This window comes from Pseudomonas sp. B21-053 (assembly GCF_026016365.1).
In the GTDB taxonomy this organism is placed as follows: domain Bacteria; phylum Pseudomonadota; class Gammaproteobacteria; order Pseudomonadales; family Pseudomonadaceae; genus Aquipseudomonas; species Aquipseudomonas nunensis.
In genome coordinates this window covers 4897419-4915927 of the sequence record NZ_CP087205.1, presented here as the reverse complement: position 1 = coordinate 4915927, position 18509 = coordinate 4897419, and the positions used below count along the sequence as shown (strand labels likewise).

Sequence of the window (18509 nt, the reverse complement as noted above, 5' to 3'; positions counted from 1 at the left end):
GACCTTCGCGACCCAACAACTGACCTATGCCGAACTCGATGCCCGGGCCAATCGTCTGGCGCACAAGTTGATCGAACTGGGCGTTGGCCCGGAAGTGCGGGTCGGCGTGGCGATGCAGCGTTCCGACAGCCTGTTGGTCGCATTGCTCGCGGTGCTCAAGGCCGGTGGCGCCTACGTGCCGCTGGACCCGGATTACCCGGCCGAGCGGGTCGCCTACATGCTCGAAGACAGCCGTGCTTTGGTGCTGCTGACTGAACAAGCCATCGCCGCCACCCTGTCTGTGAACGCCAATACCCAAGTGCTGTGGATCGATCAGGTCGAAGCGCAACTGGCGGCTTATCCGCACACCACACCGCTCACCCGCGTCACGCCGGACAACCTGGCCTACGTGATCTACACCTCCGGTTCCACCGGCAAACCGAAAGGCGTGTCCATCGCGCATCGCAACGTGCTGGCGCTGATCGACTGGTCACAGTCGGTCTACAGCCGCGACGATATTCAAGGCGTGTTGGCCTCGACCTCGGTGTGTTTCGACCTGTCGGTGTGGGAGCTGTTTGTCACCCTGGCCAACGGCGGCTCGCTGATCATCGCGCGTAACGCGCTGGAACTGGCGCAACTGCCGGCGCGGGATCAGGTGCGTCTGATCAACACCGTGCCGTCGGCGATCAATGCACTGCTGGGCGCCGATCAGATTCCGCCGAGCGTGCGCATCATCAATCTCGCCGGTGAACCCCTCAAGCAAAGCCTGGTGGATTCGCTCTACGGGCAGGCGACGGTCGAGCACGTTTTCGACCTGTATGGCCCGTCGGAAGACACCACTTACTCCACTTGGACCCGGCGCGAGGCGGGCGGTAAGGCGAACATCGGTCGTGCGCTGAAACACACCGCCAGCTACTTGCTGGATGCCGATCTGCAACCGGTGCCGGTCGGTGTGTCGGCCGAGCTGTACCTGGCCGGCGCCGGCATCACTCGCGGTTACCTGGCACGTCCGGGCATGACCGCCGAGAAGTACGTGCCGAACCCGTTCTCCAGCACGGGCGAACGCCTGTACCGCACCGGTGACCTGTGCCGCTATCAGGCCGACGGCTTACTCGAATATCGCGGTCGCATCGACCATCAAGTGAAGATCCGCGGTTTCCGCATCGAGCTGAGTGAAATCGAAGCGCGCTTGCTGCAACAACCGGGGGTTCAAGAGGCGGCGGTACTCGCCCAGGAAGCCCAGGGCGGTCAGCAATTGGTGGCCTACGTGGTCGTGCCGCAACTCGACCTGAATGCCTCTGACGCCCAGCGTCAACTGCGCGATGAACTCAAGGCCGGGCTCAAGGCCAGCCTGCCGGACTACATGGTCCCGGCGCATCTGCTGTTCATCGAACAACTGCCGCTGACCCCCAACGGCAAGCTCGACCGCAAGGCGTTGCCGAGCGTGGACGCGAGCCAGCTGCAGGCCAGCTATGTGGCGCCACACAGCGAACTTGAGCAGCAGGTCGCCGCCATTTGGCAGCACGTGTTGACCGTCGAGCGCATCGGTTTGAACGACCACTTCTTCGAGCTCGGCGGCCACTCGCTGCTGGCCGTCAACGTGGTCTCGCGGGTCGCCCTCGAACTGGGTCTCACCCTGACCCCGCAATTGCTATTCCAGTACCCCGTTCTCAGGGATTTCGTCGCGCAACTCGACACCGACGGCGGGGCTATCAACGAACAGAAACTGAACAAGCTGGAAAGCCTGCTTGACGAAATGGAGGAAGTCTAATGGACAAGAGTGTTGCTTTGAGGATTGCCAAGCGCTTTATCACTCTGCCGCTGGACAAGCGTAAGTTGTACCTGGAGAAGATGCTCGAAGAGGGCGTGTCCCCGGCGAACTTGCCGATTCCCGAGGTCAAGTCCGGGTTTGAATCGATCCCGTTGTCCTACGCCCAGGAACGCCAGTGGTTCCTCTGGCAGATGGACCCCCACAGCACCGCGTATCACATCCCCAACGCCTTGCGCCTCAAGGGCGAACTGGATGTGCCGGCGCTGGAACGCAGCTTCAATGCGCTGGTGCAGCGCCATGACAGCCTGCGCACGACGTTCATCGAGCAGGACGAAAAAACCGTCCAGGTGATCCATGCGCAGATGCCGATCAGCATCGACATTCAAACCCTCGACGCTGACCTCGCCCCGGCAGTGCTGGACGAGCGGATCAAGGCGTTTGTCGAGCAGGAAACTCCCCGTCCTTTCGATTTGCAGCAAGGGCCGCTGCTGCGGGTGTCGCTGCTCAAAGTCGCCGACGACGATCACGTCCTGGCGTTGATCCAGCACCACATCATCTCCGATGGCTGGTCGATGCAAGTGATGGTCAAGGAATTGATCCAGCACTATGTCGCCCAGACCTCGGGTCAGCCATTGACCCTGCCTGAGTTGACCGTGCAATACGCCGACTACGCGATCTGGCAGCGCCACTGGCTCGAAGCCGGGGAGCGCGAGCGGCAACTGGCGTACTGGACCGCGACGCTGGGCGGTGAGCAAACCGTGCTGGAGTTGCCGATCGATCATCCGCGCCCGGCGCTGCAAAGCTTTCGCGGCGCGCGGCTGGACCTGAATTTGCCACCGGCCTTGGCCACCTCGCTCAAGCAACTGGCGCAGCGCGAAGGCGCCAGCCTGTTTATGGTGTTGCTGGCCTCGTTCCAGGCCTTGCTGCATCGCTACAGCGGCCAGCCCGACATCCGCGTCGGCGTGCCGGTGGCCAACCGCAACCGCGTGGAAACCGAGGGCCTGATCGGCTTCTTCGTTAACACTCAGGTGCTGAATGCCCAGGTCCACGGGCAGTTGCCGTTCAATCAATTGCTGGCCCAGGTCAAGCAATCGGCGATGGCGGCCCAGGCGCACCAGGACTTGCCGTTCGAACAACTGATCGAAGCGCTGCAACCGGAACGCAGCTTGAGCCACAGCCCGGTGTTCCAGGTGATGTACAACCACCAGGCGCTGAATGACCAGACCCAGCAACAGAGCCGGGTGCAACTGCCGCAGTTGAGCGTCGAAAGCATTGTCTGGGAAGGGCGCACCGCGCAGTTCGACCTGACTTTGGGGACTTACGAATCGAGCGACGGCGTGTCGGCCGAGCTGACCTACGCCACGGATCTGTTCGAGCCAGCGACCATCGAACGTCTGGCGCGGCATTGGCAAAATTTGCTGCAAGGCATCGTCGACCGATCCAGCCAACGCATTGGCGAATTACCGCTGCTGGATAGCGGTGAGCAAAGCGTTCTGTTGCAGGATTGGCATCGTGTGGTCGAGCACTCCGCGCAAGCACCGTGCGTGCAGCAGCGCATTGCTGCTCAGGCGGAACAGACGCCGGATGCGGTGGCGTTGATTGTCGGCGAAGATTGTTTGACCTACGCGCAACTGGACGCCCGCGCCAATCAGCTCGCGCACAAACTGATCGAAGCGGGGGTTGGCCCGGATCGGCTGGTGGGCATCTCCGTTGAGCGCAGTGTGGAAATGATTGTCGGCTTGCTGGCGATCCTCAAGGCTGGCGGCGCGTATGTGCCGCTGGACCCGGCGTATCCCGAGGATCGGCTGGCCTACATGATTGAAGACAGCGGTCTTGAACTGCTGCTGACTCAGTCGCATCTGCAAGCGCAGTTGCCGATTCCGGCCGGGCTCAACACCTTGCTGCTCGATCAGCCGCAAACGTGGCTGGCGGCGTATCCACAGACTTGCCCAACGGTGGCGCTGAATGGCGAACACCTGGCTTACGTGATCTACACCTCCGGTTCGACCGGAAAACCGAAGGGCGTGATGGTGCGCCACGCCGCCCTGTGCAACTTCGTCGAAAGCATGGTTCATCAGCCGGGCCTCACGGCCCAAGACCGCATGCTGTCGCTGACGACCTTCTCGTTCGATATTTTCGGCCTGGAAATCTACGGTCCGCTGCTGGCCGGCGCCCGTGTGGTGTTGACCGGCAAGGACGTGCATCAAGATCCGCAAGCCGTGCTCGAACTGATCGAACGTCACGGCGTGAGCGTGTTGCAAGCCACGCCTTCGACCTGGCGCATGTTGCTCGACCACGAACAAGCCTCGATTCTGGCTGGCCGTACCTTCCTGTGTGGCGGTGAAGCACTGCCACAGGAACTGGCCGAACGCATGCTCGCGCTATCACCAAAAGTCTGGAACCTCTACGGCCCGACCGAAACCACCATCTGGTCGGCGCTGCATCCGTTGACGCGCGAGAACCCGCGTCCGTACCTCGGCAAACCGATCGACAACACCGCGCTGTACATCCTCGGCAGTGACCTGGAACTCAACCCGATCGGCGCACCGGGTGAACTGCTGATCGGTGGTGACGGCCTCGCGCGCGGTTACTTCGAGCGTCCATCGTTGACCGCCGAACGCTTCGTGCCGGACCCGTTTTCGACCAGCGGCGAGCGTCTGTACCGCACTGGCGACCTGACCCGTTATCGCGCTGAAGGCGTGATCGAGTACATCGGTCGCATCGACCATCAAGTGAAAATCCGTGGCTTCCGCATCGAACTTGGCGAGATCGAAGCGCGCCTGCTGGCGCTCGATAGCGTGCGTGAAACCGTGGTGGTGGCGCAGGACGGCCCGACCGGTCCACAACTGGTGGGTTATGTGGTTACGGCGACGGCTGTCGAGGATGAAGCCGCGTTGCGCGCCGAACTCAAGGCCAGCCTCAAGGCCGAATTGCCAGACTATATGGTGCCCGCGCACCTGTTGTTCCTCGCGCAATTGCCGCTCACACCGAACGGCAAGGTTGACCGCAAGGCATTGCCGTCGCCGGATGCCAGCCTGCTGCAATCCACTTACATCGCGCCGCAAACCGCGACTCAGCACAAAGTGGCCGAAATCTGGCAAGCGGTGCTCAAGCTGGAACAGGTAGGTTTAAGCGACAACTTCTTCGAACTGGGCGGCCACTCGTTGCTGGTCACCCAGGTGATTTCTCGCGTGCGCCAAGCGCTGAATGTTCAGGTGCCGCTGCGCACGTTGTTCGAGCACAGCACCTTGCAGGACTTCGTCGCGGCACTCGGCGTCGAGCCGGCACACGTCGAGCCCGCCATTGTCGCGCTGCCACGTCAGCAACCGATGGCGCTGTCGTATGCCCAGGAACGTCAATGGTTCCTCTGGCAATTGGAGCCGACCAGCAGCGCTTACCACGTGCCAGCGGCGTTGCGCCTGCGCGGCACTCTGGACCTGACGGCGTTGCAGAACAGTTTCGATACGCTGATCACCCGCCACGAATCCCTGCGCACTCGTTTCATTCAACAAAACGAGCAGACCTGGCAGCAGATCGATGCACCGTCGCCCCTGGCCCTCACGGTGCAAACCCTTGATGGCGAACTCGACGACGCACGCCTCAAGGCGCTGGTGGCCGAGGAAACCCTGGCGCTGTTCGACCTGCAACAAGGTCCGCTACTGCGGGTCAAGTTGCTGAAGCTGGCCGCCGACGATCACGTCCTGGTGCTGACCCTGCACCACATCGTCTCCGATGGCTGGTCGATGCAGGTCATGGTCGATGAATTGATCGAACTCTACGCCGGTTACAGCATCGGCCAGCCGCGCCAACTGCCAGCGCTGGCGGTGCAATACGCCGACTATGCCGTGTGGCAACGGCAGTGGATGGAGGCCGGTGAACGCGAGCGCCAATTGGGTTACTGGACCGCGCAACTGGGCGGCGATCAGCCGTTGCTGGAGTTGCCGGCGGACCGTCCGCGTCCGGCCGAGCAAAGCTATCGCGGCGCGCGTCAGGACATCCCGCTGAACGCGGAACTGGCCACTGCTCTGAAGCGCGTGGCACAGCAGGAAAACGTCACCCTGTTTGCGCTGTTGCTGGCCTCGTTCCAGACCTTGCTGCACCGCTACAGCGGCCAGTCCGACATCCGCGTCGGCGTGCCGGTGGCTAACCGCAACCGCCTCGAAACCGAAGGCTTGATCGGTTTCTTCGTCAACACCCAAGTGCTGAAGGCCGAGATCGACAGCCAGCAGACGTTCCGTGGTTTGCTGCAACAGGTCAAAAACACCGTGCTCGGCGCCCAGGCGCATCAGGACCTGCCGTTCGAACAACTGGTGGATGCGCTGCAACCGGAACGCAGCCTCAGCCACAGTCCGTTGTTCCAGGTGATGCACAACCACCAGAGCCAGGCCCGTGAAGCGCGGGGCGCGGCGCGTCTGCCGCAGATCGAGATCGAAGGGCTGACCTGGGCTTCGCATACGGCGAAGTTCGACCTGACCCTCGACACCTTTGAATCCGTCGACAATGTCTGGGCTGAACTGACTTACGCCACTGACCTGTTCGACGCCGCGACCATGGAGCGCATGGCGCAACATTGGACGAATCTGCTGAACGCCATCGTCGCCGATTGCGGCCAGCGCATCGCCGAGTTGCCGTTGCAGGACCGTGCCGAACGCGAGGCCACGCTGTTGCAGTGGAACCCGGCCGTGGCGGCTTACCCGAGCCAGGGTTGCCTGCATGAACTGATCGAAGCCCAGGCGCTGCGTGCACCGGAAGCGATGGCCGTGACCTTTGGCGAGCAAAGCCTGAGCTACGCCGAACTGAATGCGCGGGCCAACCCGCTGGCGCACAAGCTGATTGAAAGCGGTGTCGGCCCGGACGTGCGCGTCGGCCTCGCGGTCGAGCGCAGCCTGGACATGCTGGTCGGCCTGCTGGCGATCCTCAAGGCTGGCGGCGCTTATGTGCCGCTGGACCCGACGTATCCAGAGGAGCGCCTGGCCTACATGATCAACGACAGCGGCATTCGCCTGCTGTTGACCCAAAGCCATCTGCTTGGTCGCCTGCCGGTGCCGGACTCGGTGCGCAGCCTGATGCTGGATCAGGATCGCGACGGCCTCGAAGGCTACAGTGACGCCAATCCGCAGGTGGTCATGAGCCCGGACAACCTGGCTTACGTGATCTACACCTCCGGTTCTACCGGTCAGCCGAAGGGCACCTTGCTCGCCCATCACAACGTGTTGCGCCTGTTCGAAGCGACCCAGGATTGGTTCAGTTTCGGCCCGCAGGATGTGTGGAGCCTGTTCCACTCCTACGCGTTCGATTTCTCGGTCTGGGAAATTTTCGGCGCGCTGCTGTATGGCGGCAAACTGGTGGTGGTGCCGTACGAGGTCAGCCGTTCGCCGGAAGATTTCTACGGGTTGCTGTGCCGCGAGCGCATCACGGTGCTCAACCAGACGCCTTCGGCGTTCAAGCAGTTGATGCAAGTCGCCTGCGCGCCGGAACAAGCGGCGCTGCAACCGTCCCTGCGCTACGTGGTGTTCGGCGGCGAGGCGCTGGAGGTCAAGAGCCTGCGCCCGTGGTTCGAGCGTTTTGGCGACCAGGCCCCGCAACTGATCAACATGTACGGCATCACCGAAACAACGGTTCACGTGACCTACCGCCCATTGAGCATTGCCGACCTGCAACGTGACGCGAGCAGTCCGATTGGCGAGCCGATTCCGGACTTGTCCTGGTACTTGCTCGACGGCGATCTGAACCCGGTCGCCAAGGGTTGCATCGGCGAGTTGTACGTCGGCCGCGCCGGTCTGGCCCGTGGTTATCTGAACCGCGCCGACCTGACCTGCCTGCGCTTTATCCCGGACCCGTTCGCTGCCGACGGCGGTCGCTTGTACCGCACCGGCGACCTGGCGCGGTATCGCGCTGACGGCGTGATCGAGTACATCGGGCGCATCGACCATCAAGTGAAGATTCGCGGCTTCCGCATCGAACTCGGCGAAATCGAAGCGCAACTGCTGGAACAGCCTGCCATCAGCCAAGCGGTGGTGCTGGCGCAACCGGGCCTCAGTGGTCAGCAACTGGTTGCCTGGCTGGTGCCGGCCGACGCTGCGTTGCACGACGCCGACTCGACCGAACAAGGCCAATGGCGCGACAGCGTGCGTGCCGCGCTCAAGGAAAACCTGCCGGATCACATGATCCCGGCGCCCCTGTTGCTGTTGGCGCAACTGCCGCTGACCGGCAACGGCAAACTCAACCGCAATGCCTTGCCGTCGCCGGACGCGAGCCAGGCGCAGCAGGCTTATCAAGCCCCGCAAAGCGAGTTGGAACAGCGCATCGCGGCGATCTGGCAAGACGTGCTGAAACTGCCGCAAGTCGGACTCAACGACAACTTCTTCGAGCTCGGTGGCGATTCGATCATCTCGATCCAGGTGGTCAGCCGCGCCCGTCAACTGGGGATTCGCCTGAGCCCCAAAGACCTGTTCCAGCACCAGACCGTGCAACGTCTGGCGCTGGTGGCGCAGGTCGGTGACAGCGAGTCCGGCATCGATCAACAAGCGGTGAGCGGCGCGGCGTTGCTGTTGCCGATCCAGCAGCAGTTCTTCGACGATCAAATCCCCGAGCGTCATCACTGGAACCAGTCGGTGTTGCTCAAGCCGCGAGTGGCGCTCGACGCTGAAAAGATCGAGCAGGTCCTGCGTGGACTGGTGGCGCATCACGATGCATTGCGCCTGAGCTTCACCCCGCACAACGAAGGCTGGGCGGCAGAACATCAGTCGATTGAACAACTGCAACAGCCATTGCTATGGCAGGAATCGGTGGCCGATGCCGCCGCGCTCGAAGCCTTGGGCAACCGCGCCCAGCGCAGTCTCGACCTGCAACAAGGTCCGTTGCTGCGTGCGGTACTGGCGACCCTGGCCGATGGCACTCAGCGCCTGTTGCTGGTGATCCATCACCTGGCGGTGGACGGTGTGTCGTGGCGGATCCTGCTCGAAGACCTGCAAAACGGCTATCAGCAATTGCTCGACGGCCAGGCTCTGAAGTTGCCGGCCAAGACCAGTGCCTTCAAGGACTGGAGCGAGCATTTGCAGCGTTACGCCAAAAGCCCGGCGTTGCAGCAGGAACTGGCTTACTGGCAAGCCTGCCTGAGTGACGTGAACACCGATTTGCCGTGCCTGCGCGACGATGCCGGCCAACAAAATCATCTGCGCGTGAATGTTCAGACGCGTCTGAATCAGAGCCTGACCCGGCAATTGCTGCAAGAAGCCCCGGCGGCCTATCGGACCCAGGTCAACGACCTGTTGCTGACCGCACTGGCGCGGGTGATCGGGCGCTGGACCGGCCAGCCATCGACGCTGATCCAGCTCGAAGGCCATGGTCGCGAAGAGCTGTTCGACGGGGTTGACCTGACCCGCACCGTGGGTTGGTTCACCAGCCTGTTCCCGGTGCGCCTGACCCCGGCCAGTGAGCCCGGTGCAGCGATCAAGCAAATCAAGGAACAACTGCGCTCGATCCCGAACAAAGGCATCGGCTTCGGCGCACTGCGTCACCTCGGTGACGAGCAGGCGCAGCAATCCCTGCGTGCATTGCCGAGCCCACGCATCACCTTCAACTACCTCGGCCAGTTCGACGGCAGTTTCGAGGGCGATGACGCGGCGCTGTTCACCCCGGCCAAAGACAACGCCGGGCTCGATCAAAGCCTTGAAGCGCCGATGGGCAACTGGCTGACCCTGAATGGTCAGGTGTATGGCGGCGAACTGAGCGTCGGCTGGAGTTTCAGCAGTGAACGTTTCGACACGGCCACCATTGAACGCCTGGCCGAGGACTACGCCGAAGAACTGGCCGCACTGATCGCCCACTGCGTGACCCCGGGCGTGCAGGGCCTGACGCCTTCGGACTTCCCGTTGGCCGGCCTGACCCAGACGCAACTCGACAGCGTGCCGGTCGCGCCGCAGCAAATTGCCGACATCTACCCGTTGTCGCCGATGCAGCAGGGCATGCTGTTCCACACCCTCTACGAGCAACAGGCCGGCGACTACATCAACCAGATGTGCGTGGATGTCGAAGGCCTGGATGTCGAACGTTTCCGCGAGGCCTGGCAAGCGGCGGTGGACGCCCACGATGTGCTGCGCAGCAGTTTTGTCTGGGACGGTGAGTTCAAGCGTCCATTGCAGGTGATTCACAAACAACTGGCCGTGCCGTTCACCTTCCACGACTGGCGCGCCCACAGCGATGTGGCGCTGGCGCTCAGCGAACTGGCGGCCGCACAGCGCCAGCAGGGTTTCGACCTTGCGAGCGCACCGTTGCTGAACCTGACCGTGGTGCGTCTCGACACCGCGCGTTATCACCTGATTTACACCAGCCATCACATCCTGATGGATGGCTGGAGTAATTCGCAGCTGCTCGGCGAAGTGCTGCAACGCTACAGCGGCCAGGTGCCGGCGAACACGGCGGGGCGTTATCGCGATTACATCGAATGGCTGACCCAGCAGGACGCGCAGGTCACCGAAGGTTTCTGGAAAGACCAGTTGGCCGGGTTCGATGAGCCAACCCGCTTGGCCAAGACGCTGGTGTGGACCGGCAGCGAAGCCGCCAACAGCGCACAGGGTGAACACTTCCTGACCCTGGACCTGACGCAGACTGCCGGGCTGAATGCCTTTGCCCGGGAACAGAAAGTCACCCTCAACACCATGGTGCAAGCCGCCTGGCTGCTGCTGTTGCAACGCTACACCGGGCTGGACACGGTCAGTTTCGGCGCCACGGTGTCCGGGCGTCCGGCGCAACTGGTCGGGGTCGAGCAACAGATCGGTCTGTTCATCAACACCTTGCCGGTGGTCGCCAGCCCGCGTGCCGAACAGCCTCTGGCGCAGTGGTTGCAGCAGGTGCAGGCGCAGAACCTGGCGTTGCGCGAGCAGGAACACACCGCGCTGTTCGACATCCAGCGTTGGGCCGGGCAGGGCGGCGAAGCCCTGTTCGACAACATCCTGGTGTTCGAGAACTACCCGATCTCCGAAGCCCTGCAACAGGGCGCGCCGCAAGACCTGCGCTTCGGTGAAGTGGGCAACTTCGAGCAAACCAACTACCCGCTGACCCTGGCGGTCAACCTCGGCGCTGAACTGTCGTTCCAGCTGAGTTTCGACCGTCAACAGTTCGATGAGGCGGCGATCGAGCAACTCGCCGGGCACCTCGCGCACCTGCTGTTGCAGATGGTCGAGGCACCTGCCGCCAGTGCCGTGGGCGATCTGGCCCTGGTCCCGAACGCGGTGCGCGAGCCGCTGGCGCTGCCGGCCGATGGTGTGGGCGTGCAGCGCTTGTTTGAGCTGCAAGCCGAACGCACGCCGGACGCCTTGGCGCTGATTTTCGACGAGCAACGCCTGAGCTATACGCAACTAAATGCCCAGGCCAACCAATTGGCCCGCGTGCTGCTGCAACACGGCGTCGGCCCGGAAGTGCTGGTGGGGATTGCGGTCGAGCGTTCTACGCAGATGATCATCAGCCTGTTGGCGGTGCTCAAGGCCGGTGGCGCGTATGTGCCGCTGGACCCTGAATACCCGGCCGAGCGTCTGGGCGCGATGATCGAGGACAGCGGTTTGAGCGTGCTGTTGACCCAAAGCCACCTCGCGGCGACGTTGCCAACCTCGGCGGGCGTGAGCGTCCTGAGTCTGGATCAACTGGATTATCCGACTCAGACCGACAACCTGCCCGAGCGCAGCGGCCCGCAAAACCTCGCGTATGTGATGTTCACCTCGGGCTCCACCGGGCGCCCGAAAGGCGTCGGCATCACCCAGTCGGCGCTGACCCGTCACACCCAGGTCGCTCTGGACGTCCTCGGCCTCACGCCGCAGGACCGATCCCTGCAATTCGCCACGTTCAACTTCGACGCCTTTGTCGAGCAGCTTTACCCGGCGCTGATTTGCGGCGCCTCGGTGGTGCTGCGCGGTCAGGACATCTGGGACAGCGAAACCTGGTACCGCGAATTGCTCGACAAGCAGTTCAGCGTCAGCGACCTGACCACCGCCTACTGGAACATGTTGGCCAAGGACCTCGCGGCGGCGGGTCACCGCGACTATGGCGTGCTGCGTCAGATGATTGTCGGTGGCGAAGCCATGCCACCGGAAGGCGTTGCCACGTGGGGCCAGGCTGGCCTCGGCCATGTACGCCTGCTGAACACCTATGGTCCGACCGAAGCCACGGTCAGCGCCACGGTGCTCGATTGCAGCGACTACGTGTCCGGCCGCCTCCCGTTGCCGGTGAGCATGCCGATTGGCCGGGCGTTGGGTGGTCGGGGGATTCATGTGCTCGACACCCAGGGCCAACCGGCGCCGGTCGGCGTAGTCGGTGAACTGGTGATTGGCGGTGAGCTGCTGGCACGCGGCTATTTCCGGCGCCCGGAACTGACCGCCGAGCGCTTCATTCCCGATCCGTTCGATCCAGTCGGCGGTGGCCGCGTGTACCGCACCGGTGACCTCGCGCGTTATCGCGCCGATGGGGTGATCGAGTACGTCGGACGTCTGGATCATCAAGTGAAGATTCGCGGTTTCCGCATCGAACTCGGTGAAATCGAAAGCCATCTGTTGCAGGTGCCAGCGGTGCGTCAGGCCCTGGTGGTCGCGCAACCGGGCGCCATCGGCCAGCAATTGGTGGCGTACGTGGTGTTCGACGATCCGACGCGCATCAGCGGCGATGCGTCGGCGCTGGCGGCGTTGCGCGATGACATCAAGGCACGCTTGAAAGCGAGCCTGCCGGATTACATGGTGCCGGCCCACGTGCTGTTCCTCGAAAGCCTGCCACTGAGCCCGAATGGCAAGATCGATCGCAAGGCCTTGCCGGGCATCGATGCGAGTCTGGTGGCGCTGGACTTTGTCGCACCGCAAGGCGCACTCGAACAGCAGATCGCCACGGTCTGGCAGGACGTGCTGGAACTGGATCAGGTCGGCCGCGACGATCACTTCTTCGAACTGGGCGGGCATTCCCTGCTCGCGACGCAAGCCGTCTCGCGCCTGCGCAAACTCACGGCTTGTACGCTGAGCCTGCGTGATCTGTTCAGCCATCCGCGCCTCAAGGACCTGGCGGCGTGGATCGCGCAGCAGCAGGGCACACCTGAGCCGAGCGGCCACAGTGTGGTGCTCAAGGCCCACGGCACCCGGCACAGCGCACCGTTGTCGCTGGTGCAACGCCGGTTGTGGATCGCCGAGCAACTGTCTGGTGGCACGGCGGCCTATGGCATGCCGATGGCCCTGCGCTTGCGCGGCGAGTTGTCGGTGGAGCGGCTGATCGGCAGCTTCGCCGAGGTAGTGCGTCGTCACGAAGTGCTGCGCACCGCGTACACCCAGGACGATGAAGGTGACCCGATTGCGGTGATCGCCGAACAGGTCGACGTGGATTTTCCGGTGATCGATTTGTCCGGTCTGTCGCGCAGTGCCCAGGAAGAACTGGTCGCGCAAGCAGCCCTGGAAAACGCGTGCACGCCGATTGATATGGAGCACGCGCCGCTGTTGCGCGGGCGGATCCTGCACCTCGGGCCGACCGAGCACGTGATGCTGTATGCGATGCACCACATCATTTCCGACGGTTGGTCGATGGGCTTGCTGGTCAACGAATTGGTGCAGATTTACGAGCGTACCAAGGCCGGTGACCTGAACCCGCTGCCGCCGCTGGATGTGCAGTATTCCGACTTCGCGCTGTGGCAGCAGGAACTGGAGCAGCAAGGTGTGCTGGCGCGTCAGGCCGAGTACTGGAAAACCCGGCTGGCCGGCTACAACGGGCAGCTTAAGTTGCCAGCGGATAACCCGCGTGGCTTGACGCCGTCCTATGAGGGCGACGCGGTGCAGTTCCAGCTCACCCCGTCGCTCAGCGCGGCGTTGCGCAAGGTGTCGATGGACGCAGGCGTCACGCTGTACAGCACGTTGCTGGCGTCGTTCCAGGTGTTGTTGCACCAGGTCAGCGGTGCGGCGGATGTGCTGGTCGGTGCCGACGTGGCCGGGCGTGAACAGCCGGAACTGGAGCGCTTGATCGGCTTCTTCGTCAACGTCCTGCCGCTGCGTTCGCAGTTCGATGGCGCCACACCGTTCGCCGGATTCCTGGCCCAGACCCAGGAAAACCTGCTGAGTGCGATGGAGCATCAGGACCTGCCGTTCGACATGATCGTCGACGCCGCGGACGTGCCGCGCCACAAGGGCATGAACCCGCTGGTGCAGGTGTTGTTCGTGATGAATAACCTGCCGGGACGCACCCAGTCCATGGGTGGTTTGAGCGTGGAATCGCTGCCGGCGCTGGAGACCCATTCTAAATTCGACATGGCGTTGTTCGTTGACGATGAAGAAGGGCAATTGCTGGGTAATTGGCAATTCGCCACAACCTTGTTCGGACACGAGCGCATTCAGCACCTGGTCAAGGCCTGGATAGCCCTGTTGGAACAGATCGTCGCTGATCAGGACATTCAATTGGGAGCTATCAGCATGCCAGTCGACAATTTAGCGGTGGCCGCCAAGCCTGCCGTCCCCGGACCCAAGGCCGACAAACTCGGCAAGTTCCTCAAGCGCGGTGCCGCCCCGGCGGCCAAGGCCCGGCCTGCGCCGATCCGCGAATCGCTGATCGCCGCGCCGCAGCCGTTCCCGCTGCTGCTGGAACCGAACGAGCCGCAGCTGGACTTGATCGAGTGGATCAACAACAACCGCCCGCTGATCGAAGAAAAACTCGCCAAGCACGCCGGGATTCTGTTCCGTGGTTTCGAGCTCGACGGCATCCAGGGTTTCGAGGCGTTTGCCGAAGCGATCCAGCCGGGGCTTTACGGCCAGTACGGCGATCTGCCGAAGAAAGAGGGCGGCAAGAACACCTACCGCTCCACGCCGTACCCGGAACGCAAGATGATCCTGTTCCACAACGAGAGCTCGCATCAGGACCGCTGGCCGCGCAAGCAGATGTTCTATTGCGAGCAAGCCGCGCCCATCGGCGGAGCGACGCCAGTGGTGGATTGCCGCTTGATGTACGAAAAACTGCCGGCGGACCTGCGCGACAAGTTCGAGGAAAAAGGCCTGCTTTACGTGCGCACTTTCACCGACAACCTCGACGTGTCCTGGCAGCACTTCTTCAAGACTGAAGACCGCGCCGAAGTCGAGGCCCGCTGCCGGGCCGGTGGCATCGAATGGCGCTGGCTCGACAACAATGAACTGCAAACCCGCACCCCGGGCCCGGCGATCATCACGCACCCGGTGACCGGCGCCAAATCGTTCTTCAACCAGGTGCAACTGCACCACATCTACTGGCTGGAGCCGGATGTGCGTGAAGACCTGCTGTCGATGTTCGGTCTAGATCGCATGCCGCGCCACGTGTTCTACGGCGACGGCACACCGATCGAAGACGAAGTGATGCAACGCATCGGCGACTTGTACGAAGAATGCGCGGTGCGTTTCGACTGGCAAAAAGGCGACGCCATCCTGCTCGACAACATGCTGGTGGCCCACGCCCGTGATCCGTTCGAAGGCCCGCGCAAGATAGTCGTGGCCATGGGCGACATGTTCGACCGCAGCGCCCTTGAGCGTGTAATGAACACCGAGGAAACCGGAGCATGAACGAGGTATCGATGGACCAGCAGGACCTGGGTTTCGCCTTGACGCCTGAACAGCAACGCTTGCTGGAGCAGTTGCCCAAGGCCCCGGCCTGCGGCGATGCGCTGCGTTTCCTGGAGGTCGAGATCAACGGCGTTCTCGATCCGCAGCGGCTGCAAAGCGCACTGGACAGCGTGCTCGCGCAACAGCCGATGCTGGTCGCGCGGCTGGGCAAGGCGCCGGGTTTCCATGGCTTGCGGCAGTTTGTCGGGGCCGCCGAGCGCTTCCCGCTGACCGTGCAGGCGCGAGTCGAAACCCCGGCCGGGATTCAGGCTCAGCTTGCCGAATGGGCGGAACGCTCTTTTGTCGTCGGTGAATCCGAGGGCGCGCAAGCGGTGCTGTATCGCTTGGCCGATGAGCAATGGAAACTGGTGTTGGGTCTGGCCCGGCACAGTCTAGATGAAAGTGGCGTGCGCTTGCTGTATCAGCAATTGGTGCAGGCCTATGCGCAAGACGCGGCGGCGGACGATGAAGAGACTGGGGAATTCACTCAGTACCTGGATTGGCGCAGTGAAGTGGTGTCGGACGAAGACGCGGCCGGCGCGCGTGTTTACTGGCAGGACCATTTGCAAGGTGCGGACCCTGATCTGAGTACGCCGTGGTTGGCCTATCGCAATCCGGGTTCTGCTGCTTCATCGGCGACTGAATCGCTGACCTTCGAACCTGCACTGCGCAGCGGTTTGCAGCAGGTGGCAGCGACGTTGGAGCAATCGCCAAGCGTGGTGCTGCAAGCGGCGTGGTGGTTGTTGCTGGGTCGGCTCAGCGGGCATGAACAGGTGCTGGTCGGTGTGCGGCACGACAGCCGCGAAGATTACGAATACTTCAGCGATGCCGTGGGCGTGTTCGCGAAAACCTTGCCGCTGAACCTGTCGCTGACCGCGAATACCACGTTCAGCGCATGGGTGACCGAGTTGGCGGCGCGTCTGGATGAGCATCGCACCTGGCAAGAATATTGGTCGCCTGAACTGGCACCGACGGCAGCGCGTCCGGCGTATGGTTTTGCCGTTTGCCGAGCCACGCAGGCCGCGACATCTGGTGGTTTGCAATGGGCGCCGCGTTCGACCGTACGCGAAGCGCTGTTTGAATTGATGCTTGGACTGGAAACGGACGAGGCGGGCAGTGCCCACGCCTTGCATCTGCATTACGACGCGTCGCGCTACTCGGCTCAGGCGATTGAAGGATTGCTGGCGCAGTTGCGCGTATTGCTGGAAAACATCATTGCCAATGTTCACGCCGAACTCGGTCAACTGAGCGTGTTGGGCGCTGCCGAACAACAGCGTTTGCTGTCGGTCAACCCGCCCGTGCAGGCGTTAGCCGATGCTCGATTCCTGCCGCAGCGGATTGCCGATTTTGCCCGGACCACACCGGACGCTATCGCCCTGACTGACGGCGATCAACGCCTGAGCTATGGGCAATTGCAGGTGAAGGTCGAGGCGCTGGCCCAGGCACTGAAAGCCCAGGGTCTGGCGCCGGGGGCGATTGTCGCGCTGGCGTTGCCGCGCTCGGCGGAGTTGGTGGTTGCGATGCTCGCGGCGTGGCGCATCGGCGCGGCGTACCTGCCGCTGGACCCGCAATGGCCGCAGGCCCGTCAGGCCTTGATGCTGGAACAGGCCGGCGCTGCATTGCTGTTGGTCGACGCCGCGCACATTGCGCAATGGCACGATCATCCGTTGCCCTTGGCGACCTTGGATCGCGTGTTGCAATCGGCTCCGGCGGCGACGTCGGCGATTACGTTTGACACTCAGGCTGATCAGGCGGCTTACGTGCTGTTCACCTCCGGCTCCACGGGCGTGCCGAAAGGCGTGGTGATCGAGCATCAACAATTGCTCAACTACACCGCTCACGCCAGCCAGGCCCTGGGGTTGGAGCAGTGCCGTCAGTTCGGCTTCACCTCCACGGTGGCGGCGGATTTGGGCAACACGGCGCTGTTCGGTGCGTTGTTCAACGGTGCGGCGCTGCATGTGGCCAGCGATGAACAGATGCAGGATGGCAATTTGTTTGCCGGTTTCCTGCAACAGCAAGCCATCGATTGCCTGAAGATTGTGCCGTCGCACCTGGCCGCGCTGCTCGACAGCGAACGTGCGCAATTGCCGCGCACGCTGGTTCTCGGTGGCGAGCCGATTGCGCCGGCACTGGTGCAACGGATCGCCGGTTTGCGCAGCGACTGCCGGGTGTTCAATCACTACGGCCCGACCGAAGCCACGGTCGGTGTGCTGGTGCATCCGCTGCGGCTGGATCTGCCGGACGCCGGCGTGCTGTCCCAGGTGTTGGGCAACAATCAGGTGTTTGTCCTCGACGACAATCTGCAACTGGCGCCGGTTGGTGTGCTGGGTGAGTTGTATTTGGGTGGTGCGCAGTTGTGCCGCGGCTATGTGAATGTCGAGGCCGATTCGGACGTGTTCATTCAGAGCCCGTTCAATCCGCAGCAACGCCTTTACCGCACCGGTGACTTGGCGCGTTATCGCCCGGATCTGGCGATTGCGTTGCACGGTCGGCGTGATCAGCAGATCAAGGTGCGGGGTTTCCGTATCGAACTGGCCGAGATCGAAGCCGAGTTGCTGCGTCTGCCGCAGGTCGCGCAGGCGTTGGTGTTGCCGGGGCAATCCGCGCAGGACGGTATGCTCGCTTTCATCGTCCCGCATGAGTCCCCTTCGGCGACGTTGCTGGATACCGTTCGCGATGAACTGGCGCTGCGTTTGCCGAGCGTGATGCTGCCGCAGCACTTGCAGTTGATCGAGAGCTTCCCGCGCCTGGCCAACGGCAAGGTTGATCGCAAGGCGTTGCAACAACTGGCGTCCACCTCGGCGGACGATGCAGGCCTGCAACCTCGCGATGCGCTTGAGCAATTGCTGGTGACGCGCATGGCGCAATTGCTGGGGGTTGATCGTCTGGGCATCGACCGGGACTTTTTCGCAGTTGGGGGCCACTCCTTGCTGGTGATCAAACTGGTGGCCGGCATTCGCAAGCTGTTGCAGTGCGAAATCCAGCCGGGCGTGGTGTTTGACCATCCGACAGCGGCGGGTCTTGCGGCGGCATTGCGGGCTCGGGAAAGCAGCCCAGGCCAACTGGAGAAAATCGCCCAGGCGCGGTTGCGACTGGACAACATGAGCCCCGAAGAAAAAGCCGCGCTCACCGAAAAAGCCCGGCAACTGCAAAACGCCAAGGCTGCGCAAAACGGTTAA

3 protein-coding genes (1 of these 3 only partly in view) are annotated in these 18509 nt (G+C 62.8%); all 3 read left to right on the top strand.

Features of this window, described 5'->3' with window-relative positions:
- Tightly spaced (each overlapping or abutting the next), the 3 genes in view from LOY68_RS21895 to LOY68_RS21885 form a layout consistent with a single transcriptional unit that may run on beyond the window.
- Positions 1 to 1750 carry the final stretch of a non-ribosomal peptide synthase/polyketide synthase gene (locus LOY68_RS21895; protein ID WP_265039859.1) on the top strand. The gene continues 10604 nt to the left of window position 1, outside the view, so only the last 1750 of its 12354 coding nucleotides appear in the window; its start codon lies off the left edge, out of view; its stop codon occupies positions 1748 to 1750.
- A complete protein-coding gene (locus LOY68_RS21890; protein WP_265039858.1) occupies positions 1750 to 15291 on the top strand; it encodes a non-ribosomal peptide synthase/polyketide synthase in 13542 nt (4513 codons plus the stop codon). Before LOY68_RS21895 ends, LOY68_RS21890 begins: the two co-directional genes overlap by 1 nt.
- Positions 15288 to 18509, top strand: coding sequence for a non-ribosomal peptide synthetase (locus LOY68_RS21885; protein ID WP_265039856.1), 3222 nt, complete (start codon positions 15288 to 15290; stop codon positions 18507 to 18509). Before LOY68_RS21890 ends, LOY68_RS21885 begins: the two co-directional genes overlap by 4 nt.